The organism is Anaerobacillus sp. (genome assembly GCF_046314235.1).
Classification (GTDB): Bacteria; Bacillota; Bacilli; order Bacillales; family Anaerobacillaceae; genus Anaerobacillus.
Map to the genome: position 1 here is coordinate 1 of NZ_JBKBWN010000011.1, position 24,603 is coordinate 24,603.

At 36.1% G+C, this 24,603-nt stretch carries 29 protein-coding genes, 1 pseudogene and 1 riboswitch; of the genes and pseudogenes, 27 read left to right on the plus strand and 3 right to left on the minus strand.

Annotation, left to right across the window (positions count from 1 at the left end):
• On the plus strand, nucleotides 1-249 hold a 249-nt coding region (locus ACK4M9_RS15140), incomplete at its 5' end, for a superoxide dismutase (protein WP_409852250.1).
• Between the two features lie 40 nt (nucleotides 250-289).
• On the opposite strand, the gene ACK4M9_RS15145 is transcribed toward ACK4M9_RS15140, so the two are convergent.
• Nucleotides 290-1,861, minus strand: a complete 1,572-nt coding sequence (locus ACK4M9_RS15145) for an alkaline phosphatase family protein (protein ID WP_409852252.1) — start codon at nucleotides 1,859-1,861, stop codon at nucleotides 290-292.
• A 248-nt stretch (nucleotides 1,862-2,109) separates the two neighbouring features.
• The gene (locus tag ACK4M9_RS15150) at nucleotides 2,110-2,625 is read right to left on the minus strand and encodes a hypothetical protein (RefSeq protein ID WP_409852255.1); all 516 of its coding nucleotides are present in this window, start codon (nucleotides 2,623-2,625) and stop codon (nucleotides 2,110-2,112) included.
• A gap of 159 nt (nucleotides 2,626-2,784) precedes the next feature.
• On the opposite strand from ACK4M9_RS15150, the gene ACK4M9_RS15155 reads away from it, so the two are divergent.
• The 16 genes from ACK4M9_RS15155 (at nucleotide 2,785) to ACK4M9_RS15230 (ending at nucleotide 16,163) form a co-directional block, all read left to right on the plus strand.
• Nucleotides 2,785-2,988, plus strand: a complete 204-nt coding sequence (locus ACK4M9_RS15155; RefSeq protein WP_409852257.1) for a DUF1657 domain-containing protein — start codon at nucleotides 2,785-2,787, stop codon at nucleotides 2,986-2,988.
• 146 nt (nucleotides 2,989-3,134) lie between these two features.
• A complete protein-coding gene (locus tag ACK4M9_RS15160) occupies nucleotides 3,135-3,566 on the plus strand; it encodes a YhcN/YlaJ family sporulation lipoprotein (RefSeq protein WP_409852260.1) in 432 nt (143 codons plus the stop codon).
• A gap of 20 nt (nucleotides 3,567-3,586) precedes the next feature.
• Complete coding sequence (spoVAC, locus tag ACK4M9_RS15165) at nucleotides 3,587-4,066, plus strand: stage V sporulation protein AC (RefSeq protein ID WP_409852263.1); 480 nt, start codon at nucleotides 3,587-3,589, stop codon at nucleotides 4,064-4,066.
• Nucleotide 4,067: 1 nt separating this feature from the next.
• A complete protein-coding gene (gene spoVAD / locus ACK4M9_RS15170) occupies nucleotides 4,068-5,084 on the plus strand; it encodes a stage V sporulation protein AD (RefSeq protein ID WP_409852266.1) in 1,017 nt (338 codons plus the stop codon).
• A complete protein-coding gene (gene spoVAE, locus ACK4M9_RS15175; RefSeq protein ID WP_409852269.1) occupies nucleotides 5,081-5,431 on the plus strand; it encodes a stage V sporulation protein AE in 351 nt (116 codons plus the stop codon). The genes spoVAD and spoVAE overlap by 4 nt, the downstream gene beginning before the upstream one ends.
• 12 nt (nucleotides 5,432-5,443) lie before the next feature.
• Nucleotides 5,444-5,650, plus strand: coding sequence for a DUF1657 domain-containing protein (locus ACK4M9_RS15180; protein WP_409852271.1), 207 nt, complete (start codon nucleotides 5,444-5,446; stop codon nucleotides 5,648-5,650).
• 39 nt (nucleotides 5,651-5,689) lie between these two features.
• Nucleotides 5,690-6,547 (plus strand): DUF421 domain-containing protein, encoded by an 858-nt coding sequence (locus ACK4M9_RS15185; RefSeq protein WP_409852617.1) that lies wholly within the window; start codon nucleotides 5,690-5,692, stop codon nucleotides 6,545-6,547.
• Nucleotides 6,548-6,733: 186 nt separating this feature from the next.
• The gene (locus tag ACK4M9_RS15190) at nucleotides 6,734-7,897 is read left to right on the plus strand and encodes a D-alanyl-D-alanine carboxypeptidase family protein (RefSeq protein ID WP_409852274.1); all 1,164 of its coding nucleotides are present in this window, start codon (nucleotides 6,734-6,736) and stop codon (nucleotides 7,895-7,897) included.
• The gene (locus ACK4M9_RS15195) at nucleotides 7,890-8,486 is read left to right on the plus strand and encodes a nucleoside recognition domain-containing protein (RefSeq protein WP_409852276.1); all 597 of its coding nucleotides are present in this window, start codon (nucleotides 7,890-7,892) and stop codon (nucleotides 8,484-8,486) included. Before ACK4M9_RS15190 ends, ACK4M9_RS15195 begins: the two co-directional genes overlap by 8 nt.
• Complete coding sequence (locus tag ACK4M9_RS15200; RefSeq protein WP_409852279.1) at nucleotides 8,486-9,022, plus strand: spore maturation protein; 537 nt, start codon at nucleotides 8,486-8,488, stop codon at nucleotides 9,020-9,022. The genes ACK4M9_RS15195 and ACK4M9_RS15200 overlap by 1 nt, the downstream gene beginning before the upstream one ends.
• Nucleotides 9,023-9,274: 252 nt before the next feature.
• Nucleotides 9,275-9,997, plus strand: coding sequence for a pseudouridine synthase (locus tag ACK4M9_RS15205; RefSeq protein ID WP_409852282.1), 723 nt, complete (start codon nucleotides 9,275-9,277; stop codon nucleotides 9,995-9,997).
• Nucleotides 9,998-10,081: 84 nt separating this feature from the next.
• Nucleotides 10,082-10,612, plus strand: coding sequence for a thiol-disulfide oxidoreductase ResA (gene resA, locus ACK4M9_RS15210; protein WP_409852285.1), 531 nt, complete (start codon nucleotides 10,082-10,084; stop codon nucleotides 10,610-10,612).
• A 10-nt stretch (nucleotides 10,613-10,622) separates the two neighbouring features.
• On the plus strand, nucleotides 10,623-12,242 hold the full coding sequence (gene resB / locus ACK4M9_RS15215) for a cytochrome c biogenesis protein ResB (protein WP_409852287.1): 1,620 nt from the start codon (nucleotides 10,623-10,625) through the stop codon (nucleotides 12,240-12,242).
• Nucleotides 12,243-12,279: 37 nt separating this feature from the next.
• Nucleotides 12,280-13,464 carry a c-type cytochrome biogenesis protein CcsB gene (gene ccsB, locus ACK4M9_RS15220; RefSeq protein WP_409852290.1) on the plus strand — a complete coding sequence of 395 codons (1,185 nt, stop codon included), beginning with the start codon at nucleotides 12,280-12,282 and terminating at the stop codon, nucleotides 13,462-13,464.
• Nucleotides 13,465-13,662: 198 nt separating this feature from the next.
• Nucleotides 13,663-14,379 carry a response regulator transcription factor gene (locus tag ACK4M9_RS15225; RefSeq protein WP_409852293.1) on the plus strand — a complete coding sequence of 239 codons (717 nt, stop codon included), beginning with the start codon at nucleotides 13,663-13,665 and terminating at the stop codon, nucleotides 14,377-14,379.
• Nucleotides 14,379-16,163, plus strand: coding sequence for an ATP-binding protein (locus ACK4M9_RS15230; protein WP_409852296.1), 1,785 nt, complete (start codon nucleotides 14,379-14,381; stop codon nucleotides 16,161-16,163). The genes ACK4M9_RS15225 and ACK4M9_RS15230 overlap by 1 nt, the downstream gene beginning before the upstream one ends.
• Before the next feature lie 176 nt (nucleotides 16,164-16,339).
• On the opposite strand, the gene ACK4M9_RS15235 is transcribed toward ACK4M9_RS15230, so the two are convergent.
• A complete protein-coding gene (locus ACK4M9_RS15235) occupies nucleotides 16,340-16,867 on the minus strand; it encodes a MogA/MoaB family molybdenum cofactor biosynthesis protein (RefSeq protein ID WP_409852299.1) in 528 nt (175 codons plus the stop codon).
• A 223-nt stretch (nucleotides 16,868-17,090) separates the two neighbouring features.
• Nucleotides 17,091-17,279: riboswitch (cobalamin riboswitch) on the plus strand.
• 132 nt (nucleotides 17,280-17,411) lie between these two features.
• On the opposite strand from ACK4M9_RS15235, the pseudogene ACK4M9_RS15240 reads away from it, so the two are divergent.
• The 10 genes and pseudogenes from ACK4M9_RS15240 to ACK4M9_RS15285 all read left to right on the plus strand — a co-directional run.
• A pseudogene (locus ACK4M9_RS15240) lies at nucleotides 17,412-17,540 on the plus strand (iron chelate uptake ABC transporter family permease subunit); the annotation flags it as partial.
• A gap of 15 nt (nucleotides 17,541-17,555) precedes the next feature.
• Entirely contained in the window at nucleotides 17,556-18,263 is a 708-nt protein-coding gene (locus ACK4M9_RS15245) for an adenosylcobinamide amidohydrolase (RefSeq protein WP_409852302.1), read from the plus strand.
• Nucleotides 18,260-19,216, plus strand: coding sequence for an adenosylcobinamide-phosphate synthase CbiB (gene cbiB / locus ACK4M9_RS15250; protein WP_409852304.1), 957 nt, complete (start codon nucleotides 18,260-18,262; stop codon nucleotides 19,214-19,216). Before ACK4M9_RS15245 ends, cbiB begins: the two co-directional genes overlap by 4 nt.
• Entirely contained in the window at nucleotides 19,203-20,279 is a 1,077-nt protein-coding gene (gene cobD, locus ACK4M9_RS15255) for a threonine-phosphate decarboxylase CobD (protein ID WP_409852307.1), read from the plus strand. The genes cbiB and cobD overlap by 14 nt, the downstream gene beginning before the upstream one ends.
• Nucleotides 20,273-20,845: a bifunctional adenosylcobinamide kinase/adenosylcobinamide-phosphate guanylyltransferase gene (locus ACK4M9_RS15260; protein ID WP_409852309.1), complete on the plus strand. Its 573-nt coding sequence runs from the start codon at nucleotides 20,273-20,275 to the stop codon at nucleotides 20,843-20,845. Before cobD ends, ACK4M9_RS15260 begins: the two co-directional genes overlap by 7 nt.
• A 98-nt stretch (nucleotides 20,846-20,943) precedes the next feature.
• The gene (locus ACK4M9_RS15265; protein ID WP_409852312.1) at nucleotides 20,944-21,744 is read left to right on the plus strand and encodes an adenosylcobinamide-GDP ribazoletransferase; all 801 of its coding nucleotides are present in this window, start codon (nucleotides 20,944-20,946) and stop codon (nucleotides 21,742-21,744) included.
• Entirely contained in the window at nucleotides 21,696-22,340 is a 645-nt protein-coding gene (locus tag ACK4M9_RS15270; protein WP_409852315.1) for a histidine phosphatase family protein, read from the plus strand. The genes ACK4M9_RS15265 and ACK4M9_RS15270 overlap by 49 nt, the downstream gene beginning before the upstream one ends.
• Entirely contained in the window at nucleotides 22,289-22,729 is a 441-nt protein-coding gene (locus ACK4M9_RS15275) for a bifunctional adenosylcobinamide kinase/adenosylcobinamide-phosphate guanylyltransferase (RefSeq protein WP_409852318.1), read from the plus strand. Before ACK4M9_RS15270 ends, ACK4M9_RS15275 begins: the two co-directional genes overlap by 52 nt.
• A 12-nt stretch (nucleotides 22,730-22,741) precedes the next feature.
• Complete coding sequence (locus tag ACK4M9_RS15280; protein WP_409852319.1) at nucleotides 22,742-23,323, plus strand: cob(I)yrinic acid a,c-diamide adenosyltransferase; 582 nt, start codon at nucleotides 22,742-22,744, stop codon at nucleotides 23,321-23,323.
• Nucleotides 23,324-23,493: 170 nt separating this feature from the next.
• Complete coding sequence (locus ACK4M9_RS15285; RefSeq protein ID WP_409852321.1) at nucleotides 23,494-24,453, plus strand: VanW family protein; 960 nt, start codon at nucleotides 23,494-23,496, stop codon at nucleotides 24,451-24,453.
• Nucleotides 24,454-24,603: the final 150 nt, after the last annotated feature.

Consider the following 24,603-nt stretch of genomic DNA (forward strand, 5'->3'; position numbering starts at 1 on the left):
GGTTGGGCGATTTTAGTCTGGGCACCACGGGCTAGAAGGTTAGAAATTTTACAAGCAGAAAAACATCAAAACTTGAGTCAATGGGATGTCATTCCAATATTACCTTTAGACGTTTGGGAACATGCCTATTATTTACAGTATAAAAATAACCGTGATTTATATGTGGATAATTGGTGGAATGTCGTTAATTGGATCCATGCAAATAAGCGCTTTACAACTGCTAAACAAGTCCAATGGCAACCATTTTAATTGAGTGGGGCGGCTTATTAAAGCCGCCCCTTTCGATTATCTAGTTTTCAATTAAATCTAGGATATATTCTTTTAAATCGACGATTCGTAATTTATTTGGCTTCTTATCTGTACCAGCTATTATGAGAGCTGCAAGTGTATCATTGGCATGAATGCCACCATGTTCGCCACCAGCTTCATGAACTGGGGCCCCTTCTGAATAAAATTGATAGCTTGGTTTCGCAGCCAAAACTAAGGTTGGTATGTCGTGACTATATAAAGCAGATTGCAACTGATTTAACACATCTGGATAGTCAACATAGCTCAATTTGTCCTTTTCAATTTTTAGTGAGACGATCTTTTCATCACCTTCAATCTCCCAGCCTTGATCATAACGGTCTCGGTAGCTATTACCTGGCTTAAAGCGGAAATAAGAGCTCGAATTTGGAGATGTAACGTATATCCAATCGCCCTCAACCCAACTAGCAAGAGCAATGCGATGATCGACCATAGCCAATTCAGCTAATTGCGGCAAGGCGCTAGGGTTGTTAGGAGCATATACGTATGACATACGATGATTATTTGCAAATGCTAACTCGTATTCACTTACTTTTTCCCCTAATGGAGCTACAGCAAAACCCTCATAGATTTGTTCTAAATCAATGGTTAATTGTTCATCGTTATCCAAAAGCTTGTCTTGACCATGATCCCCCATAACAATGAATATATTTTCTTCGAGTGCTTTGTCCCAACTATCATAACTGTTTAGAATTTCCTGAAAAAAAGTTTCGGCTTTTTCAAAGCCTTTTAAATAATGAATACTATGTTCATGTGCATCTCGATCAAAATCAGGTAAAAATACAGTTAAAAAATCAGGTTGTTCTCCTGCCTTGATTAATGCTTTGGTTGCTTCTACTGAATATTCATCATTTAAACCAAGTTTACGGAAGACTGATTCTGGCATTCGTTTATTTTTTAATGCTTTTGGCTTTACTAACTGTCCGAAAGCTAAAAGATCTGGCCCATTAGTATGCATAGCCTCAGGTAAGTCTAATACTTCATGAAATATAGGTGGGATATTAACAGGATGAGATTTATGACCACGATAAACGATAAAATTGACTGAACCAGTTGTGTAGCCCTTATTATGCAATTCTTCAAATATAGTTGCTACATTTTGACTCAAATGAGTATTATTCAAATGATATAAAGAGTCTTCAATTGATTGTTTAGGACCTAGCTTAAGGGTTTTCTCGATAGATGTTCCATAATCGACATAGCGATCTTCAGCTTTGTTATACCAATTTAGACCCGGAATTTTATGGCCATCAGCCATTTGTCCCGTTAGCAACGTACTTTCAATTACTACAGACATCGATGGGAACGGAGCTACTAAGTCATTGTAATACTGGCCGTTTTCCATTAAGAATTGCAATGAAGGGATTGTCCCCTTTTCCTTTGTACGATCAATGACCGAACCTGTCATCGAATCGATCATTACTAAAATGACTTTCTTATGTGGATCTTTACCGTTTTTTTCAAGACCTTTAATTGAGGCATTGTTTTCAGGAGACGCTTGGCATGCTGAAAATAGTAGTAAAAAAATGACTAAGAGAAAAATTAATTTTTTCATCAATAAATAACTCCTTTTCTGTCCGAAAGATTTTGACTCTTTGAAAAAAGTCAATTTTCCCTAAATCCATTGTTTTTTATTTTGTTCGGAAACAAAGGTTATTACTCATTGAATGGTATAAAAAAAAGAGACTATACCATAAGTGTATGATCCCCTCGAATTGAAGCTTGGAATAGAAGTGTTTGTACACGCTCTATTTCTAGTAGATGAGTTGACTGATACTTCCTTATTGGACAGCTCTTATTAGGTTAAGAGTGATTTAGTTTTTGAAAATCCTCAAGAAGTTGATCTAGTTTTAAAACAAGTTGTTCTGAACCACGCATTAGTTCCCCGACATCTCCGCTTTTCTTCTCTATTACACCTGAAAAAACGGTTTTGAATTTTCCATTTTTAGCAACCCAGTAGTTGTTTAAGTAATCATCAAAAAGCTGCCAATATTCATTTATTATGGCAATGTTTTGATTAGAGAAGTATTTTTTGAGTAATTGTGCATCAATCCCAATTTCTTTAGGTGCATTTTCGATTACTTTTACATGAATGTTTGTTCCTTGTTTTTGGACAGCATTGCGGATTGCAAACATTTTTAATAGTAGCGTTGCAGTAAGTTCGTCTTTCAAATTTTCATTATTTAATGGTTCTTTACTAGATAAGCTTTTAAGATAGTTTAATTCCTTAAAAAGCTTTCTTGAAAGTAGTAGTTGGCTTATAACTGCGACAAATGTGACGGAAATTAAGCCAATGATTATAAGCTGAAAGCTCGTCATTTTTAACCTCCTGGAATTTGAATTAACTAAACTTTTATCAAAAATCAACCTTTATAGAAATTAATTACCCAATTGAAAAAAATTAACAGGATAATTTAGCAATTAAAAAACAAGATATGAACTGATACATGAAATACAAAAAATAGGAGGTAGTATTTAATGACGGTAGCAGCGCAAGTAAAACAAACACTAGCAGGATTAAAGAGTGCTCAAGCAAGTTTTGAGACATTCGCACTACAAACAGATAATCAACAAGCGAAACAAATGTATCAAAATTGTGCCCAACAAACACAAATGATTGTAGACACTTTATCACCAAGAGTACAGGAAATGGAACAAGAAGAGCCTCAATACAAAAATTAAGCAAGAAAAGAGGTGGAATTAGGCTTTTAGATAGTCAAACTTCTGAAGAGCTATGTCACCTCTTTTTTTAATATTACATAAAAATATCATTTTGTAAAAAACTAACATAGTAAGAACCACTAACAACTAAAGATTGGAATGATTAGATGAGTAGGGTAATTGTCCTTTTCCTTATTTCCCTTCTTTTTTTACCAGGCTGTAATATGGCTGGGCAAGGAGAAGTTAAGCCTCTTTATATCGGGGCAAATAAAGTCATTGACCAAACAAAGGCTGATGAAGCAAAACAAATTGTTCTATCTATGGATGAAGTTATTGCAGTAAGGGGAGCTACATTTAAAGAAGACATTTATATCGCTGTCAGTGTTAAGCAATTTGATCGGTTTTTTTTAGACCGGATACGTAAAGAAGCTCATGACAAAGTAAAAAAACGCTTCCCTGATGCAAAGGTCCATGTATCAACTGATAAAAAAGTATTTCTCGAGTTAGAAAAGTTAGAACAACAAATAAATAACAATAAGGTAGAAGTAGCAGATGTTGAAAAACAGTGGATAAAAATTGAGGACTTTATGAAGGGTTAATAATTCAAAGGGGTGGGAGAATGTCAGATCAGAAAAAGAAGAACTTAACACCAGTTCAACAAGAATACCATAGTTTAGCCAAAAAGCGCGAAATCCCTCGACCAATACTTAAAAATTGTCTAAAAGCTTTTTTGGTTGGTGGATTTATTTGTTTCATCGGACAGTTCGTCCAGACATTTTATGTTCACTTTTTTGAATTTAACGAACGAACGGCAGGTAATCCAACTGTTGCTACAATGATTTTTGTTGCGGTTTTATTAACAGGTTTTGGTGTCTACGACCGTATTGGACAATTTGCTGGGGCTGGTAGTGCAGTGCCGGTTACAGGCTTTGCTAACTCAGTTGCCTCAGCGGCGATTGAACACAGATCCGAAGGTTATGTACTTGGTGTCGGCGGTAATATGTTTAAATTAGCAGGTTCTGTTATCGTTTTCGGTACGTTTGCAGCCTTTGTTATCGCTATTATTAAAACGATTATTGTGCAATGGGGTGGATTGTAAAATGCAGTTAGGACATCGAACGTGGCTTTTTGAGAACAACCCAAAAATAGTTGCAACCGGGACAATCTGTGGTCCTTTTGAAGGCAAAGGTAAACTCGCAAATGATTTTGATACGATTCACGGTGACCTTTGGCTTGGACAAGATTCTTATGAAAAGGCACAAAAGGTGATGTTTGAAGAAGCTTGTACAAAGGCTGTCGAGAAGGCAGGTTTAACAAAACAGGACATCGATTTTATTTTAGCTGGCGATTTAATTAATCAAATTACACCGACAAGCTTTGCAAGTAGATCGCTAAGTGCACCACACGTAGGATTATTTGGCGCTTGCTCAACTTCAATGGAAGGTTTAGCATTAGCAGCTTTAATCGTAGATAGCAAGTTTGGAAAAAATGTATTAGCAGGAACAGCAAGCCATAATACAGCTACTGAAAAACAATTTCGTTATCCGACAGAATATGGCGGTCAAAAACCACCAACCGCGCAATGGACTGTGACAGCCGCTGGCGCTGCAATTGTAAGTACCGAAGGTGAAGGTCCCGTCGTTACATCCGCTACGTTAGGTAAAGTGATCGATATGGGTATGAGTGATCCATTCAATATGGGGGCGGCAATGGCTCCGGCTGCGGTTGATACGATTGAAGCTCATTTGAAAGACAGGAATATTGACGCTTCCTATTATGATTACATTTTCACAGGTGATTTAGGGGAAATTGGCCGTGAAATTGCCGTCGACTTATTTAAAAAGCATAGAATATCTATTAATAAAGAACGCTTTCAAGATTGTGGTTTACTTATTTATAATGAGGACCAACCGGTGTTTGCGGGGGGAAGTGGGTGCGGTTGTTCTGCTGGAGTGACGTATGGCCATCTACTTAATCGTATGAAACAAGGGGAAATTAAGCGGATGTTAGTAGTAGCAACTGGAGCTTTACTTTCCCCGTTATCGTTTCAACAAAATGAAACAATCCCTTGTATCGCTCACGCTGTTTCTATTGAAGTTGGAGGTGGACTGAAATGATCTTTTTTTGGGCTTTTGTTGTCGGTGGGATTATCTGCGTGATTGGACAAGTGTTGATGGATGTCATGAAGCTAACACCAGCCCATACGATGAGCACATTAGTAGTTAGTGGTGCAATACTAGACGGCTTTGGTCTATATGAACCACTGATTGATTTTGCAGGCGCAGGAGCGACAATCCCAATCACCTCATTCGGTAATGCACTCGTTCATGGGGCGATGGCAGAGGCAGAGCGAAGTGGGCTTGTCGGTGTGATTACAGGTATATTTGAAGTAACAAGTGCAGGTATATCTGCAGCAATTATTTTTGGCTTTATTGCTTCACTAATTTTCAAGCCAAAAGGATAAGGAGTGAAGACTATGACAGTGGGATCACAAGTTAAACAATGTCTAGCTAGTTTAAAAAGTATCGAAGCAAACTTAAACAGTCTAGCCCTAAAGACAGAGGAAAAAGAGGCAAGTCAAATCTTTCATGAGACTTGTTTGAAAACCCGTAAAGTCATTCAACAAATGGAAGCAAGAGTTGGTGAAATAGAGTTTGAAGAACCGCAATATAAAGGGTTTTAACTATACCTCTTTAACTAAAGAAAGGAGGGTCTCATGAACATACCAGGTTGGGTAGAAATAATCATTAGATCGGTAGTCGCATTTTTCATTTTATTAATTACAGCAAAGCTTTTTATCAAAAAATCAATTGCTCATTTCTCTTATTTCGAAGCAACATCGATGTTCATTATTGGTGTTATATTGGCAATTGGATCCTTTAATATAGCAATTCCAGTAGGATATTCGCTAACAGCGCTTATCACATGGCTTGCGATTGTCGGGATTGTAAACTACATTTCCTTGAAAAGTATTGCGTTTCGAAACTTTATCTTTGGTAAAGGGATACCAGTAATTAAAGACGGCAAAGTATTAGAAGATAATTTAAAGAAAGAACGTTTTACGACTGATGATCTATTGAAGCAACTACGAGCAAAAAATGTTTTTAAAGTCGCAGATGTAGAATTTGCCGTCCTTGAATCGAGCGGTGATATTAACGTTTTACTAAAAAAAGAAAATCAGCCATTAACCGCAAAAGATATGTTAATTCCAGTTGCACCAATTAAAGAACCACAAACAATAGCTATGGATGGAAAAGTAATCGATGAAGCTTTAGCAACCATTGGCTTAAATCGTGGCTGGCTTGAGGGAGAGTTAGAAAAACAAGGGGTTGCTATTGAAAATGTTTATCTTGGACAAGTTGATAGCTTCGGAGAACTTTCCGTGGATCTTTTTGATGATAAAATAAAAGTCCCTGAGCCTAAAGAAAAGCCACTGTTATTAGCTTCGATAAAAAAAGTTCAAGCAGATTTAGAAATTTTTTCGCTCCAAACCGAAAATCAAGATGCCAAAGCTTTATTTATAAATTGTGCTTCCGAAATGAACGATGTACTAAAAAAGGTAAATAAATATTTACACTAATATAAAAGTATCAAGAAATATTTAGAAGGTAAATCTGCATAAATAGCGGGTTTACTTTTTTTCGTTTGAACGATGTTAGGCGAATATAAAGTGCTTGAGTTTTTTATATTATTCGAAACTGTAATCATAACGTCTTTTTTTGTGCATACACTTGTACAAAACAGACAAAGGGACGAGGTATCGAAAATGGTGAAAAAAAAATTAGAGAAAATAAACTTGGGTGTTATAGTATTTTTGTTACTATTTTCAATATCAACAGTAAACGTAGGAGCAAATAATTTATCCGTATCAGGGCAAGCAGCGATTTTAATTGAGCAAGAAAGTGGACGAGTGCTTTACGAAAAGGATGCTCATAAGCAACTGCGTATTGCTAGTATAACGAAAATAATGACAGCCATTTTAGCAATCGAATCAGGGGAAATGGATGAAATCGTAACAGTAAGTAGTAATGCATTTGGAACAGAAGGATCTTCACTTTACTTAAGACTAGGGGAAAAAATTAAGCTTGAAGATTTAGTATACGGACTCATGCTCCGTTCTGGAAATGATGCAGCAGTAGCTATTGCTGAACATGTAGGCGGTAGTTTAGATGGATTTGTTTATCTGATGAATGAAAAAGCGAAAGAAATTGGAATGAATAAAACGGTATTCAATAATCCCCATGGCTTAGATGACCATGAAGAACATTATTCTACTGCATATGACATGGCACTTCTTACTAGGTATGCGATGAAAGATGAAAAGTATCGGGAAATTTCAGGAACTAAAAGTTACCGAGCACCACAAGAAGGGGAAAACTGGGACCGTATTTGGCAAAATAAAAATCGGCTTCTTACGCAACTATATAAGTATTGTACAGGTGGAAAAACAGGCTATACAAAAAGGGCAAAGCGTACTTTAGTCTCAACGGCTACAAAAGATGATGTCAATTTAATTGCCGTAACAATAAATGCACCTAGTGATTGGCAGGACCACATGTATATGTATAATTGGGGTTTTGATACATTCGAAGTGTACCCTGTTGTTAAAGAAGGGATTGTTGATAACCTTCAAGATGAATTTTATAAAGATAAAGTAAGTGCAAATTATACATTCGAGTACCCGTTAACAGCCGGAGAAAAAACAGCGATTAGTAAAAAAATAACTTTATACACCCCGCCAAAAGCGAACGAATGGAAAGAAAATGGCATTCCTAATCCTGTCGGGAAAATCAGCATCGAACTTAATGGAACAGTTATTGGTGAAGTGCCGCTCTCATTTATTGGTAATTTACAAGAGGAGAAAAAAAACTTCTGGTCTAAGTTTATTGAGTTAGTTTCTATGACACTAGGAGTTAACAAAGATGGTTAATATTATATGGATGTTAATGCTAATCATCGGTATCATCTTTGCCGCATTAAATGGCAAAATGGATGCGGTCAATGAAGCCATTTTTAAAGGGGCGCAGGATGCAGTTTCCATATGCATTGGCTTAATTAGTATTCTAGTGTTTTGGTTAGGTTTAATGCGAATTGCCCAAGCTTCTGGACTTTTAGACGGGTTAGCGAAAATAATGAAACCAATTGCAACAAGGCTGTTTCCTGAGGTTCCGAGTAATCATCCAGCGATGGGCTACATTTTATCGAATATGACGGCAAATTTATTTGGCTTGGGAAATGCAGCAACGCCAATGGGTATTAAAGCAATGGAACAGTTAAAAGCATTGAACGGTAATAAAGATTCTGCAAGTCGTTCAATGATTACGTTGCTTGCCATTAATACAGCTAGCATTACCCTAATTCCAACTACTGTGATTTCGATTCGGATGAATTATGGTTCTGTAAATCCGACAGAAATTGTTGGAACAACTTTAATCGCAACGACTTGTTCGACATTAGCAGCAATAATGATTGATCGCTTCTTTTATTATCGTCGTGTCAAAAAAGGTAGGGATTTGTAATGGCTTGGATTAGTGTAATTTCAATTTGGCTTATTCCGTTATTAATTATATTTATATTATTATATGGAACAGTGAAACGAGTTCCTACATATGAAACATTTGTGGACGGAGCTAAAGAAGGGTTTGGCATGGCAATTTCAATCATTCCTTATTTAGTTGGGATGTTAGTCGCAATATCCGTTTTTCGGGCTTCGGGAGCAATGGACTTTTTTATAAATTTATTAAAACCAGCTTTGCAAGCCATTGGTGTTCCTACTGAAATTGTTCCACTGGCGTTTATTCGTCCTATATCAGGAACAGGAGCCTTAGGGATGACTTCAGACTTAATTGCTACATATGGACCAGACTCGTTCATAGGTAGATTAGCGTCTACAATGCAAGGAAGTACTGACACGACATTCTATGTTTTAACCGTTTATTTTGGAGCGGTTGGAATAAAAAAAATGGGTGATGCTTTAAAAGTTGGATTACTAGCTGATGTAGTTGGAATTATTGCATCAATTGCTGTTGTAACGATTGTTTTTGGCTCAATGTAAGTAAATAAAAAAGTGAAACTTGGAGGCCTACAAATTGTAGGCCTTTCTTTTTTGATCAGAACTTACCATAAATAAAAATAAAGTTGTTAAAAACATGGTAGTATTGCTTATAATAGGTAATGGTCCGTTTATGATGTACAATGAACAATGAAAGTAAGTTTTATCAGCTTTATTTTTCTGTCATTTTACTATCGTGGATAAAGACAAATCTCTTTAAAATGAAAAAATTTAAATATGTATGAGGTGGAAGTAATGGAACGTTTACAAAAAATTATTGCTCAAGCAGGGGTTGCTTCGAGAAGAAAAGCAGAAGAGCTTATTAAAGAAGGTCGAGTAACAGTTAATGGTGAGGTTGTTACTGAGTTAGGTACAAAGGTAACACCTAGAAAAGATAAAGTAGAGGTCGATGGGGTTCCTCTTGATCGTGAGGAGCCTGTCTATTATATGCTATATAAACCAACAGGGGTTATCTCTAGTGTAAGTGATGACAAAGGCAGAAGAGTAGTCACTGACTTTTTCAGTAATGAACACCGGTTGTTTCCAGTTGGAAGATTAGATTATGACACATCTGGCTTACTGTTAATGACCAATGATGGTGAATTGGCAAATATTTTGATGCACCCTAAATATAAAATAACAAAAATGTATATGGCAAAAGTTCAAGGTGTTCCAAGTCGGGAGAAACTAAAGCAGCTCGAAAAAGGAATTATGCTAGAAGATGGAAAAACGGCCCCAGCTAGAGTCAAGTTTGTGTCTGGTAATCCGAAAACGGGTACTTCAATTATTGAAATTTCAATTCATGAAGGCAGAAATCGGCAGGTTAGACGGATGTTCGAAGCAATTGGCCATCCGGTACTGAAATTAAAGCGAGAAATGTATGGGTTTTTAACATTAAAAGGGTTAAATACTGGTGAAGCAAGAGAGCTTAGACCACATGAGATCAAGCAATTACGAGAATTGGCAGAAAATAAGTAGTGCAATAAAATTGTTACTAACCTTAAAGTAGTGTTAATATAGATATGGTTAAAATAAAAGTTTTAGGGGGAGGAGAGGTACAACATGAAAAACCGGCGTTTTATCACCCGCCTCGTCGTACTTCTAGGAATTACTTTAGCTTTAGGCTATACATTTTATACAAGCTTTTTAAATCAGAAAGATATTGTTAGTGTAGGGGATTTGGCGCCTAATTTTGTGTTAACAGATTTAGAGGGAAGAGAAATAGAATTAGCCGACCTAAAAGGCAAAGGTGTTTTTCTAAACTTTTGGGCTACTGTTTGTCCACCGTGCCGTGATGAAATGCCTTATATGGAAAGCAGCTACCAACAATACAAAGACCAGGGAATTGTTGTCCTCGCTGTAAACTTTGATGAAGCACCTTTGGCGATTGATCGGTTCGTACAACGTTATGGCTTGTCATTTCCGATTTTATTGGATAAAGGTTTGCAAGTTAGTCAAGTTTATGGAGTTAGAGAATTACCGGCAACTTTTTTAATAGACGAAAACGGAGTTGTGATTGAACGTAGAATTGGTGGTATGACAGAGCAAATGGTTGAAAACTATGTTCAAAAACTATTACCTACTCCACAATGAGGTGTCATAAATGGAAAAAGTAAAATGTGAGTGTGGTCATGTAAATCCATACGGCACAGTAATTTGCGAGTCTTGTGGAAAACCTTTCTTTGAGGAAGAAGAAAAGGGATTAATTAATATGCGTTATGAAGGTGTCGCCAGGCGGTCGCAAACGTATAATAAGACAATTATAGATAAGGTTTGGAACTTTTTCTCAAGTGTCAAAGTTGGGATTTGGATAATTGTTATTACTTTGTTAGCATCAAGCATAGGAACAATCTTTCCTCAGGAAATGTATATCCCCCCAGGTGCTAACCCAAGTTTATTTTACCAGGACGAATACGGTACATTAGGTCAATTATATTATTCATTCGGTTTTCATGATTTATATAACTCTTGGTGGTACATGCTTTTAATTGCTTCCTTAGGTGTCTCATTAATTATTTGTAGTCTTGATCGCGTTGTACCATTACACCGTGCCTTAAAAACACAACGTGTCACACGTCACGCGGTATTTTTGCAAAAGCAAAGAGTTCATGGGATTTCAAAAGTAAATGATTTTAGTGAAACTATCGAACAAGCGAAGCAAAAATCAAAATTAAAAAAGTACAACATAACTGAAGAGAATGGTAATCTCGTCGCCGAAAAAGGTCGATTTTCAAGATGGGGTCCCTATGTCAATCATATCGGTCTCATTATCTTTCTAATAGGTTGTATGCTCCGCTTTTTCCCAGGGATGTATGTTGATGAAAACATTTGGGTTAGAGAAGGAGAAACTGTTGTAATTCGAGGAACTGATGGTGAATTCTTTCTGAGAAATGATCAGTTTCTCGTCGAATTTTATGATGATACGGATGAGCGCTTTCAAGACGCATTAACAAGAGTAGGCAGCCCAGTCGTGAAAACGTATCAAACTTCGGCAACGTTGTTTCAACGAGTAGACGATGGTGTTGTTGGGAGAGAACCAGAACTAGTTGAAATAGCAAAGCATGACATTAAAGTAAATGATCCGTTCAAGTTTAATAGCTATGCCTTATACCAATATGCCTTTAAGCAAAATGAAATAAGTCAAATGAGCTTTGAGCTAGAAGAACTAGAGACTGGAAATCGTTTTGGTAGAATTGATGTTTCAACATATGACCCTAGCTCTGTCTATGACTTAGATAATGGTTATAAAATCGAAATCATTGAATATTTTCCTGATTTTCACTTTGACGAAAACCGTACTCCGGCATCGAAATCTCGAATACCGAATAACCCGGCTTTCATTTTTAAGATGATCACTCCCGATAATGAAGAAGGTGAAATCTCTTTTGTCGGAATTCAAACGAATCAAGATATTAATGGAGAAAACACACATCGAATGAGATTTGTTGATATTGAAATGAACGATGTGACCAACTTAGTTGTTAGAAAAGATCACACATTAGGGATACTGATTGTTGGTGGGATTATCTTTATGATTGGCTTAATTCAGGGAATGTACTGGACACATCGTCGAATATGGATCCAAAAGGTGAACGATGAGGTATGGCTTTCTGCTCACACGAATAAAAACTGGTACGGATTAAAGAAGGACATTGAAGCTATCGTCAATTCCACACAACTGACAATGCCAATTGATAAAGTAGAAGCAGAAGAAAAAGTGTAAATTTCAAATTTACCATTAGAAAAAGGGAGGGCAAAAAGTGGCTCAGTTAAGTAGTAATTTATTATTAATTGCTTTTTTCGTTTATTTAATCGCTACAATCTTTTTTGCTGTTTCGCTAACTGGAAAAAAGTTTAAAAACAAAGCGGGAGAAGAACAAAATCGAGCTGGAATATTAGGCTATACTTCATCTATTGTGGCGTTATTGTTTGCCGTAGGGTATTTTGTTACTCGTTGGATTGCTGCTGGACATGCTCCTGTTAGTAATCTATTTGAGTACACTACGTTTTTAGGAATTATGATGTCACTTGCTTTTGTGATTATCTATCCAATATATAAAACGAATGTCCTTGGTTTTTTTACAATGCCAGTTGTCATGCTAATTATCGCTTATGCATCAATGTTCCCTAGTGAGATATCACCACTCATTCCAGCACTGCAAAGCTATTGGTTAAAAATTCACGTTATAACAACTGCGCTAGGTCAGGGGATTTTAGCGATAGGTTTTGCGGGCGGCTTAATTTATTTGTTAAGAACTATTGACTTTAAGAAGAACGATAAGCAAGTGAAGGCAATTGAATTTGTACTGTATTCAATCATAAGTTTAGTCGGATTTATCTTAATAACTTCTACATTTAATGCGTTGAACTATGAGGCACAGTTTACTTATATAAATGAAAAAGGAAATGAGGCAGAAATGCTCTATCACTTGCCAGCTCTTGTCGGACCTAATGAGGGTGTGCTTTTAACAGAAGGGCGATTGTCACCACTTTTTAATGTCCATCCTAATATTAAGAGTAGTGATTTAAATACAGTTATTTGGTCATTATTTACCGGATTAATCTTGTATTATCTTGTTAGAATTTTAACGAGAAGGAAAGTTGGTCAATTATTTCAACCTTTTCTTCGTGGAGTTAGTCCGCATTCTGCAGACGAAATTAGTTACCGTGCCATTGCTATTGGTTTTCCAATTTTCACTTTAGGTGGATTAATCTTTGCAATGATATGGGCACAAATTGCTTGGACACGCTTTTGGGCCTGGGATCCTAAAGAAGTTTGGGCGTTAATTACATTTTTATATTACGCAGCATACCTTCATTTGCGGTTATCAAGAGGGTGGCATGGCGAAAGGTCGGCATGGCTATGCGTGATTGGTTTTGCGATTATTATGTTTAACTTAATTTTTGTCAACTTGGTTATTGCAGGGTTACATTCCTATGCTTAAATTCTAAAAGTAAAACGCTTCGGATTGGCATTTAACCGAAGCGTTTTTTGTGATAAGAAACCGAAATAATTAATCAAGAGACAATTTTTTATAGTCAAATGTAGATGTTATGTTAAAATATATTATTATGTAATATACTTATAGTAGGTATAATTTTTTTTAATCCTGTATTTTTAAAAGCTTGAGGGGGAGTTATTTATGTCAAAGGAAGCAAAAATTTTAGTAGTTGATGACGAGGAGCGTATCCGCCGTCTTTTAAAAATGTATCTTGAAAGAGAAAATTATGAAGTAGAAGACGCAGAAAATGGGGAAATCGCCCTTCAAATGGCCGTTGACAATAATTATGACTTAATTTTATTAGATATTATGATGCCTGGAATGGACGGAATTGAAGTCTGTCAAGAACTGCGTAAGTCAAAGGCTACTCCAATTATTATGCTAACGGCAAAAGGTGAAGAAGCTAATCGGGTTCAAGGATTCGAAGCTGGAACAGACGATTACATTGTTAAGCCATTTAGTCCAAGAGAAGTTGTTCTTCGTGTAAAAGCATTACTTAGAAGATCATCTTCTACCAAATTTTTACAGACGGAAACATCCAGTAAAGATGTTTTAGTATTCCCACATTTAACAATTGATAACGATGCACACCGAGTTACTGTCGATGGCGCTGAAATTAGTTTAACTCCAAAGGAGTATGAGTTACTTTACTATTTGGCACAATCTCCGGATAAAGTGTTTGCTCGTGAACAATTATTAAAGGATGTTTGGAATTATGAATTTTTTGGAGATCTACGTACGGTAGACACTCATATTAAACGTCTACGTGAGAAATTAAACCGCATTTCTCCAGAAGCAGCTGCAATGATTTCTACTGTTTGGGGTGTTGGCTATAAGTTTGAGGCAGTGAAAGAGTAATGTTTTGGAGAAGTGTAGTAGGTAAGCTTTGGTTTACAATTCTTTTGTTAGTCTCCGTTGTTTTAACGATACTAACAATTATGCTTTTACAATACTTTGAAAAATTCCATACTGATCAGGCTGAAGAACAGCTTACAAATCATGCAATTATGATTGCTTCGATTTTAGAAGAATATGAAACAGAAGAAGTAGCCCTTTCAACAAGTAAGCGGTTAATTGATAATTACTCAATGAAATTGCTACTTGTCTTAGATGAAGGTGAACTTTTGTATTATCCAGATGAGGACGAGAAAATTCCTGTAGAAATATTCCAATCGAATCCTAGTCTAGCTAAAGTAATCACTAATAAGGAAGTAGTGATTACAAGGGGAGACTTTCCATTTTATTTAAATGGCGAGGAAATTCATAATGAAGTGTTAGTCGTTGGAATGCCTGTAGACTTAGTTCAAAATCGTACTGGTGTCTTATATGTATACCAATATCTGGAAGTGGTTGAAGAAGCTCTAGCTCAGACAAAGCATATTATCTTTCTAGCTGCAGGTATTGCCATTGTATTAACTACAATTTTTGCTTTTTTCTTATCAACAAGAATTACTGCCCCACTGAGGAAGATGCGCCAAGCCTCCTTAGAAGTGGCGAAAGGAAATTTTGATACGAAGGTGCCAATTTTAACACGAGATGAAATTGGGTCACTAGCAATGGCTTTTAATCGTATGGGAAGAGTCCTTAACACAAATTTAACTGCTCTAAATCAAGAAAAGGAACAGTTATCGAGAATTCTTAGTAGTATGGCAGATGGAGTCATTACCTTAGATCGAAAGGGATCTATTGTGTTAACAAATCCTCCTGCTAAGCAATTTATTCAAGCATGGCATTTTGAGCAAAGTACAAATAGTATTGAAAGTACTGATGATTTGCCAAAGGCCATCAAAAAGCTCTTTCAACAAGTTGTAGCCTTAGAAAAAGAACAAATGGCGGAAGTCGATGTTCAAGGGAGAACATGGGTTGTATTAATGACACCTCTTTATGATGAAAACTTTGTCAGGGGAGCGGTTGCAGTTCTTCGGGATATGACTGAAGAACGATTACATGATAAGTTGCGAAAAGACTTTATTGCAAATGTTTCTCATGAATTGCGCACACCTATTGCTATGTTACAAGGTTATAGTGAGGCGATTATTGATGATATCGCTGGTTCGGAAGAAGAGAATAAAGAACTTGCGCAAATCATTTATGATGAATCTTTAAGAATGGGACGCCTAGTTAATGAGCTCCTTGATCTAGCAAGAATGGAAGCTGGTCATATTCAATTAAATATTGAGCCAATTAATATTAGAGAATTTTCTAGAAGAGTGTTGAGAAAGTTCCAAGGTATGGCAAATGACCATAATATTCAGCTAAAAGCTGAAATTGCAGATATTGAGCAAGAAATTTTAATAGATGCAGATCGAATTGAGCAAGTATTAACAAACTTGATTGATAATGCAATGCGCCATACAAGTGATCAAGGATCCGTCATTTTAGCAGTTTCTCCGCTTAGAGATGGCATAAAAGTAGACGTTCATGACACTGGTTCAGGAATACCTGAAGAAGATTTGCCATTCGTGTTTGAACGGTTTTATAAAGCTGATAAAGCGCGGACAAGGGGAAGATCGGGTACAGGACTTGGACTAGCTATCGTTAAGAACATCGTTGAAGCTCATAATGGACATGTATCAGTTCACAGCAAATTAGGTGAAGGAACGACATTTTCCTTCTTTATCCCTTCGAAAAATGATGAATGATAAACAATTACTACGAAAAAAATTGTTTCTTATGAAACAATTTGTAGAGAATTTTGTATGAAAAATGCTTTTGAGTGAGTATTAACTAAAAGTCGCTGGATTTCCTTGAACGAGCATCTAAAATTCGTTAGAATTTTACAGCGAGGAGACAGGGAAGACAGCGACTTTAATTTTATTTATTTTTTAGCATCTTTGTAAATTTCACGCATAACATGAGCTAATTCTGGAACGATTATTTTGTTCATAGCAAGTTTTACTGCACCAGACGAACCGGGCATTGAGAAAACGGCAGTTGCTCCACGTACACCGGCAATTGCACGGCTTAAAATTGCAGCAGGACCAATGTCTTCTACATAGCTTAAATATCGAAAGATCTCCCCAAAACCAGGCATCTCTTTATCTAACATGTCTCTTACTGCTTCATATGTAGTGTCTCTAAACGTAATTCCAGTTCCTCCGTTTAGCAAGACAGCTTCGACTTCAGGACGTTCCGATGCTTCCCGAATTAAGGATTGAATTTGTGTATACTCATCTTTAACAATATGATAGTCAACAACGTGATAATTTCCATTTTCTGTTAATAATTCTTTCATTAGTTGACCACTCTTGTCAGTTTCAACTGTTCGCGTATCGGAAACAGTGATGATCATACAGTTAACGGTTTTAGGTGCTTCTTTTCGATGTTCTTCTACTCCCACTTGCATAACCTCCCAAATAATTTTAGATATTACAGCTAAATTATAACATATTACACATTCAGGAGCTCTACCTCGTAACTCAGAGTGTTAAATTTAGGAACTTCTTTCCCTGCACTGTTATGCTTATACCTGTAAAATTGGCTTGTTTAAAAATCATCAGCCAAAATCCACAAGAAAACAAAAAGCTTTTCTTATAGGAAGAATTTTATGTATAATAAGATTATTAAATTAATAATAAAATCTTTAAGGTCACTTTATTTAGGTAAAGTGTTAATAGGGAAGCTGGTGTAAGTCCAGCACGGTCCCGCCACTGTAAACGCTAGAATGTTTATTTGATCCACTGTCACGTCCCTGTGATGGGAAGGAAAAACATTTGCTATGCGTAAGTCAGGAGACCTGCCTTAAGGAAATATGTGAAACCTTCGCGGAAAAGGTGAAGCAGTTATGTACTTAGTTATCTATTAGTAACTTGGCATATATCTGACTAACCAAAGTTCCCGTTTTCGGGAACTTTTTATTTTTCTTATAGGTTTATTGCTTTGCAAAAAAAGTATTGGCTGATTTACTTCCAAGAACTATTATTGTGCCTACAGAAATACCAATCGGTGTAATTACTACCTTAATTGGGGGACCTGTATTCGAGTTATCTTGGATAAGGCAAGGAAAGTCTAGAAATTAGGGGTGAACCAGTGTTATGAAAGAAAAGCAGGTAGATGATGACAAAAACATCTTACAAAATTTAAAGATAACCCAATCAATTGAAATGATCATAGTTGAAAGTCCAGTCCTTCTTAAGACGTTATCATCTGCTATAATAGGGGCTGGTTTTAACTGGGTGCGAACCTTTGTAAATAGACATGTAGATAAAGAGTATAATTATGATGATGCTGAAGCTGAATTTAAAACTTATTTATCGGCAAAAAAAATAGATTTTACTGAAACGGTTGGTATGATGACAGCTGCTAAGCTAGAAGATGTATCATTCATTCAAAAAAATGAAAAAGAATTTTCTGTCTTTGTTGTAGTTACTGCGGGATTATCAAATGCTGTTGATGCTTCTAGGTCTTACTATCAAAATGAGCGACGAAAGACAGTTGGCACCATAAACACATGGATTTTTATTAAGGGTAACCTAACCGAAGCAGCCTTTGTTCAGGCGATGATGACTGCAACAGAAGCAAAAGTTAAAGCTTTACAAGATGAAGAAGTTAGAGATCCAGTCATGAAGACGATCGCTACAGGGACATCAACTGATAGTATGATGATTGCTGGAACACAAACAGGAACTGAATTTAATTATGCCGGAACAATTACCAGCCTAGGAAAAACGATTGGTTTGGCAGTTTATGAAGCCACATTAGATGCCATTCGTTCTAACAGGAAGCGTGGAGTAGGTCAATGAACATTGAAACACATATAATAGCACTAACGCTAGCATTTATTATTGACTTACTAATTGGTGACCCGAAGTGGCTACCACATCCTGTTAGAGGGATGGGTAAATTAATAACTATATTTGAGCAGCGGCTTAATCAAGGCCAAAATAGAAAACCGAAAGGGATAGTCTTTTTGCTTTTCTATTTAACGATTATTACTTTAATTGTTGGTTCCCTTATATTAGTAAGTTATCAATTGCATTGGGGGATAGGCGTATTAGTTGAAGCATTTATCATTTCGACGACTATTGCTACAAAAGGTTTAAAGGATGCTGCCATGGAAGTTTATTTACCTCTTAAGAGAAACGATTTTATTACAGCTAGAAAAAAATTAGCGATGATTGTAGGTAGAGATACTCAAAATTTAAATGAGGAAGATATCGTTCGCGGTGCAGTTGAAACAGTAGCTGAAAACACAAGTGACGGGATTACTGCCCCACTTTTTTATGCTCTCTTGGGTGGTGGAGTATTAGCGATTGTCTATCGGGCGGTTAATACATGTGATTCGATGGTTGGTTATAAAAATGAGCGATACTACGATTTTGGTTGGGCTTCAGCACGCTTAGATGACCTGTTAAATCTACTACCTAGTCGTATTACAGGGGTTATTATGGTGCTTATTAATCGTTCACAGGTAAGCAAGGTTGGTTGTTTTAAAATAGTAATTCGTGATGCCAAGAAACATCCAAGCCCTAACAGCGGCTGGCTTGAGGCAGCGATGGCAGCGCTCTTAGCTGTACAGCTAGGGGGAAGGAATACGTATAAAGGAATTGAGTCTTTAAGAGCATTGATGGGCGATCCGATTTTTCCATTGCAACGTGATCACATCATTTTTGCTAATAATATCATGGTTCGTACATGCATAGGCTTTCTAATTTTTTTATGGATGGTAGGAGGATTAATTTATGCAACTACCTAGTCATGGAGCTAATCCAAAACATTTAACAAAGCTTTTACAATTACCGCTTCAAGAAAACGCGATTGATTTCAGTGTAAATACAACACCCCTTCCAATACAAAGGCATGTAGTTGACAACTGGAACAATTATCTAGAAGTGATAACAAAATATCCTGATCCAACATCGGAAAAATTAAAAATGGTAATTGCTGAAAAAGAACATCTCGCTACTAATGAACTATTAGTAGGAAATGGAGTAGCCCAATTAATATTTTTAATTGCAATGTATTTCCAAAGAAAACGAGTTGCAATCGTTGAACCGACTTTTTCAGAGTATCGGGACGCTTGCCGAACTTTTGGCTGCGATATCGAAGCCATTGTACTCAATGAACCATGGTTATTTGATGTAGATAAAATACTTCAAGGCTGTTTGAAAAGTCAATTATTATTTATTTGTAATCCAAACAATCCAACAGGTGTGGCCTACCCCTTGAGACAATTAGAAGATGTAATTAAAAGTTTAGCTTTGGTTGATATTACTGTCGTCATTGATGAAGCATTTTTCGATTTTCAAGAAGAAGGGAAAACTCTTATTCAGTTAATAAAGAGGTACCCTAATTTAATCGTGTTACGGTCGTTAACAAAAATGTATGGTATCGCAGGTCTTCGTTTAGGATATATGGCAGCTAATCCAATAATTATTAAAAACATAAGTAAGTTACAAAATCCCTGGAGTGTAAACGGGATTGCACAATTGTTAGGGTGCGACTGTATAGAGGATGTGCAGTATGTAAAGAACGTACAAGAGTTTGTTACAGTAGAACGTAAGCGAGTTTTTTATCGCTTACAACAATTAGGTTATGAAACATCAAATTCACAAGTGAATTTTTACCTTTTGCGCGAAGTAGAAAAGCAAGAAGACTGCTTAATATTAATGAAATATTTAATTGAGAACGGCTTAATTCCACGTCATACATACAATTTCCCTACTTTAGAAGGTCGATATCTCAGGTTGGCAATCAAGACTGTGGAAGAAAACAATCAACTACTAACGGTATTACAAAGGTGGAAACAGCGATGCTAGTTTTTATTACGGGAGGAGTGAGAAGTGGCAAAAGCTCATTCGCTGAGAAATTAGCTTATTCACTTGTAACACCAGTACGAAATAAACTGATATACATCGCTACTAGTAAAAAATATGATACTGAGATAGAAATCCGAATACAAAAGCACCAAGAACAGCGGAACGAAAGTGGATTTACATGGGAAACATGGGAACAGTCGACGGGGCTCGAGCTTATCTATACTAATTTAAAGCAAAATCAAGTTATTTTAATAGATTGTTTAACTACTCTTATAGCAAATGAATTGTTTCGCAATTTGCAAAGCTGGGATAATCTCAGTATTCAACAGGATATTTCTGAACGAATTATGAATTTTTTAATTGATGCTCAAAAAAACAACTTTACTTTGCTTATTGTTTCTAATGAACTATTAAATGGTGGCCTGTATTACAGCAAAGCAACGTTAACTTATATGAAACTCATTGGTGAACTGCATCAAAAGATTGTTCAAACTGCAGACGATGTTTATTTAGTTGAGGCGGGAATTCCTCTAAAGTTAAAAGGGTGTGTCAAAAGTGAACATTAGTTGGTGTAATAGCTGCTGTAATGTTGGAAAGAAAGTTCTAAATAAAGTGCTTTATCAAATTTCGCTTAAATTGTCCAAAAATGGGGAGAAAATCTGGAATGTTATGGAAAGTAGTTATTGAAGGCTTAATTTGTTCATTTCAATTCTTATCAACAGTGCCATTAAAAAAACAGGTTCCTTATGAGCAGAAGCAAGTACGTGTTTGTGTTGCCGCCTTTCCTGTTGTTGGTGCGATTTTAGGTGTATTACTGTTTGGCTTATTGTTTATTATGAACGAGTGGACAAATGTGTCACCGTTAGTTATTGCACTATTGTTAGTTACTTTGTCAATTGTTTATTCAGGTGGCCTCCATTTAGATGGTTGGATGGATTGTAGTGACGCTTTTTTTTCTTACAAAAGCAAGCAGGGTAAATTAGAAGTTATGAAAGATTCTCGTATTGGTGCATTTGCAGCTATTTCATTGTTTTTATTGTTAGTTTGGAAAATTATTATTATTTATGAAGTCATTATGATACTTGATGTAAAAGATTATCTTATTGTTGTTCTAATACCTATTTTTACAAGAGTGATCTTGGGAATGAAGTTATATTATGGGGTTACAGCCAGACAAGAAGGAATGGCTTTCGGAATGCAAGTGTTTATTCAGAAAAAAGATAGTTTTAGTTATTTTCTTATGATGCTAACTCTATTCTTAATTAACGTATTATTTTTTCAACATTTATTTGTGTATGTCGTAATTTTGTTTTTTAGTAGTGTCTGCTTCTATTTTATCTCAGCTAAAATTGACGAACATTTTTTTGGTGGAATTACTGGCGATACTTTAGGTGCTAGTGTCGAGGGAGGGGAATTATGGTTATGGATGACATTGTATCTATTACTCTGCTTCGTCACGGGATAACAAAAGAGAATAAAGAGCGAAAGTATATTGGTTGGATGGACGTATGCCTCGATGAAGACGCTCTAAAATCAGATTACGTTTCTAAACTTTATGGTTCTTTCGATGTTATTTATACAAGTGACCTAAAGCGATGTAAAGAAACAGCGGAGCTAGTTACTTCTTCCCAAGCTATTATTATAGAGGATCGACGACTAAGAGAAATAAACTTTGGTATATGGGAAGGGAAAACGTATCAAGAGTTAAAAGATAGTCAACATTATCAAAATTGGATAAATGAACCATTTCATACAGACCTACCAGAGGGAGAAGCGTTTCTTCAGTTTAAAACACGAGTATTACAATCCTGGCGTGAAATAATTGCTCAATTCTGTCAAATGCAAAATCGAAAGATCCTTATCGTAACTCACGGTGGAACGATACGCCTTTTGCTAGATGAATATTCCCCCGAGTATGTTCATAAATCCTGGTGGGACTGGGAAATAGATTATTTTGGTGGATACACGTTGAGTTGGCAACGTCAACTGTTGTTGGAAGGAGGATGGAGATGCACTTCGTCACTGGTGGAGCCTTTCACGGCAAAAAGAGCTGGGTCATAAAGAATTATCAATTAAATGAGCAAAACTGTAGTTGGTTTAACTGTTATGAGCAAAGTGAAAGTCATTTTAACCTGCTAGCTTACAGTATCGATACGAATATAATAGTTATAGAGGGAGCAGAGCAAATTGTTATCGACCTTATCAAAAACAAAAAATCTGCACTTCCGTCATTTCAAAATTGGCTTGAAGTACTTTTAAATTGGGAGAAACAATCAGGTAAACGAGAACTTATAATTATTGGAACCGATATAGGTAAAGGGATTGTTCCAACAGAAAAACTAGAGCGAATAATTCGCGATGATGTCGGACGTTGTTTTCAAGAATTATCGTTAAAGGCAACAAAAGTTTCATTAATCTGGTATGGTTTGCAGCAAGTTTTAAAAAATTGAGGAGGCGACGAAATGAAACTATATACAAGAACCGGTGATGAAGGTAAAACAAGTGTTATTGGTGGCAGATTAGACAAAGATCATGTACGTGTTGAAGCGTATGGGACAATCGATGAAGTTAATAGTTTTGTAGGTCTTGCTGTAACACTGCTCGATGAGAAGTTATTTGGGGACATTCTAGGCGAGTTAGAAAAAATTCAGCATGAGCTTTTTGATTGCGGAGGTGATTTAGCGATCGTTTCTAGGAAATATCCCTTTAAAGCAAAAGATGAAATGATTACCTTTCTTGAGGAACGAATTGATGAATATATTATAGAAGCACCTGAACTTGAGAAATTTATTTTACCTGGCGGTTCTAAAGCAGCTGCTACTGTTCATCTTTGTCGAACAGTTACTCGAAGAGCTGAGCGACTTGTTGTTCAACTGCAAAAAATAGATGAGATAAACCCGATAGTTTTAAAATATTTAAACCGTTTATCGGATTACTTCTTTGCTATAGCAAGAGTTATAAATTATCGCTACGGGGTCAGAGATGTTGAATATGAGAGAAGTGCCTTGGTGTTTAGAGGTGAGAAGCCAAAAGAGAAAGAATAATAAAAAAGCAAGAGGAGATGTATGACCTAAAAAGGTTTGCATCTTTTTTTTGTTTATGATGAAATACTGAATGATTCAAAAAAATTATGAAATTAATCCTATTTTCTGTAATCAAAATAATGTCCTATTCCATATATTATTTCGTAGGAATTTGAAGGGGTGGGACATAGATGAAGAATATATTTATTGCTTTTACGGCACTGTTCCTTTTAAATGGCTGTTTTGATGTTAATAATAACGTAGGGGAAGAAAGTAATAAAGAAAGTAAAGAGGCTTATTTACTAAGACAAATTCACCTACAAGAAAAAAGTGAAATTGAACTTCTTTGGTCGCTTATCGATGGACGTACCGGTGAGGTTCTTTTAACGCTGGAGGTATCAGAGTTAGATTTCCAAGCTGATAAGGGAATTAATAAAGATAAAGCTGCCCTTGTAGCAAGGCAATTAGCGTTAGGAATTGATCAATCCCTTATTAACCCATCTATTACACGTGATGGAGAAATTAGACCTGGTAGAAATAGGGTGATTTTATCTGAGCAAGAGTTGGTAGAGATAATGATGAGTTTGGCCTATTATAATAAGGAATTAATTTTACCGATCTATGAAGAAGAGCCCAAAGTCACAATCGAAGACTTAGAAATAATAAAAAATACGATATTAAGTACGTATACGACTTACTTTGATCCTAGCGTAACTGGAAGGTCTCAAAACATAAAGCTATCATCGCAAGCAATTGATCATTATGTACTTGGACCTAATGAAATATTTTCATTTAATAAAGTTGTAGGACAACGAACGATAGAAAGAGGTTATCAGGAGGCAAAAGAAATTGTAAATAAAGAATTTGTCATGGGCATTGGTGGTGGGATTTGCCAAACTTCATCAACGTTATACAATGCGGTTGATCAAGCTGGACTAGAAATCATCGAGCGACATAGCCATTCTAGAGAAATCGGGTACGTACCAAAAAATCGCGATGCTACAGTTTCGTGGGGCGGACCAGATTTTAAGTTTCGAAATCATTATGATATTCCAATATTAATTAGTATAGAAACAAATCTACAAACAGGAAAGGTTGAGGTTCAAGTATTCGGGTCTAATCTACCTGATAATTTAATAGCATCGAATTGAAGTGATTGATCATATAGTGTCAGTTTAGCAATTCATTATTATAAATACTGTCATTGGCTCATTAATACAATGACTAACTGGCACTATAATGAATAATTTAATCATTATATGGGGAATCTTATAAACGTTTCGTCTTAAAAGCCATAAAGT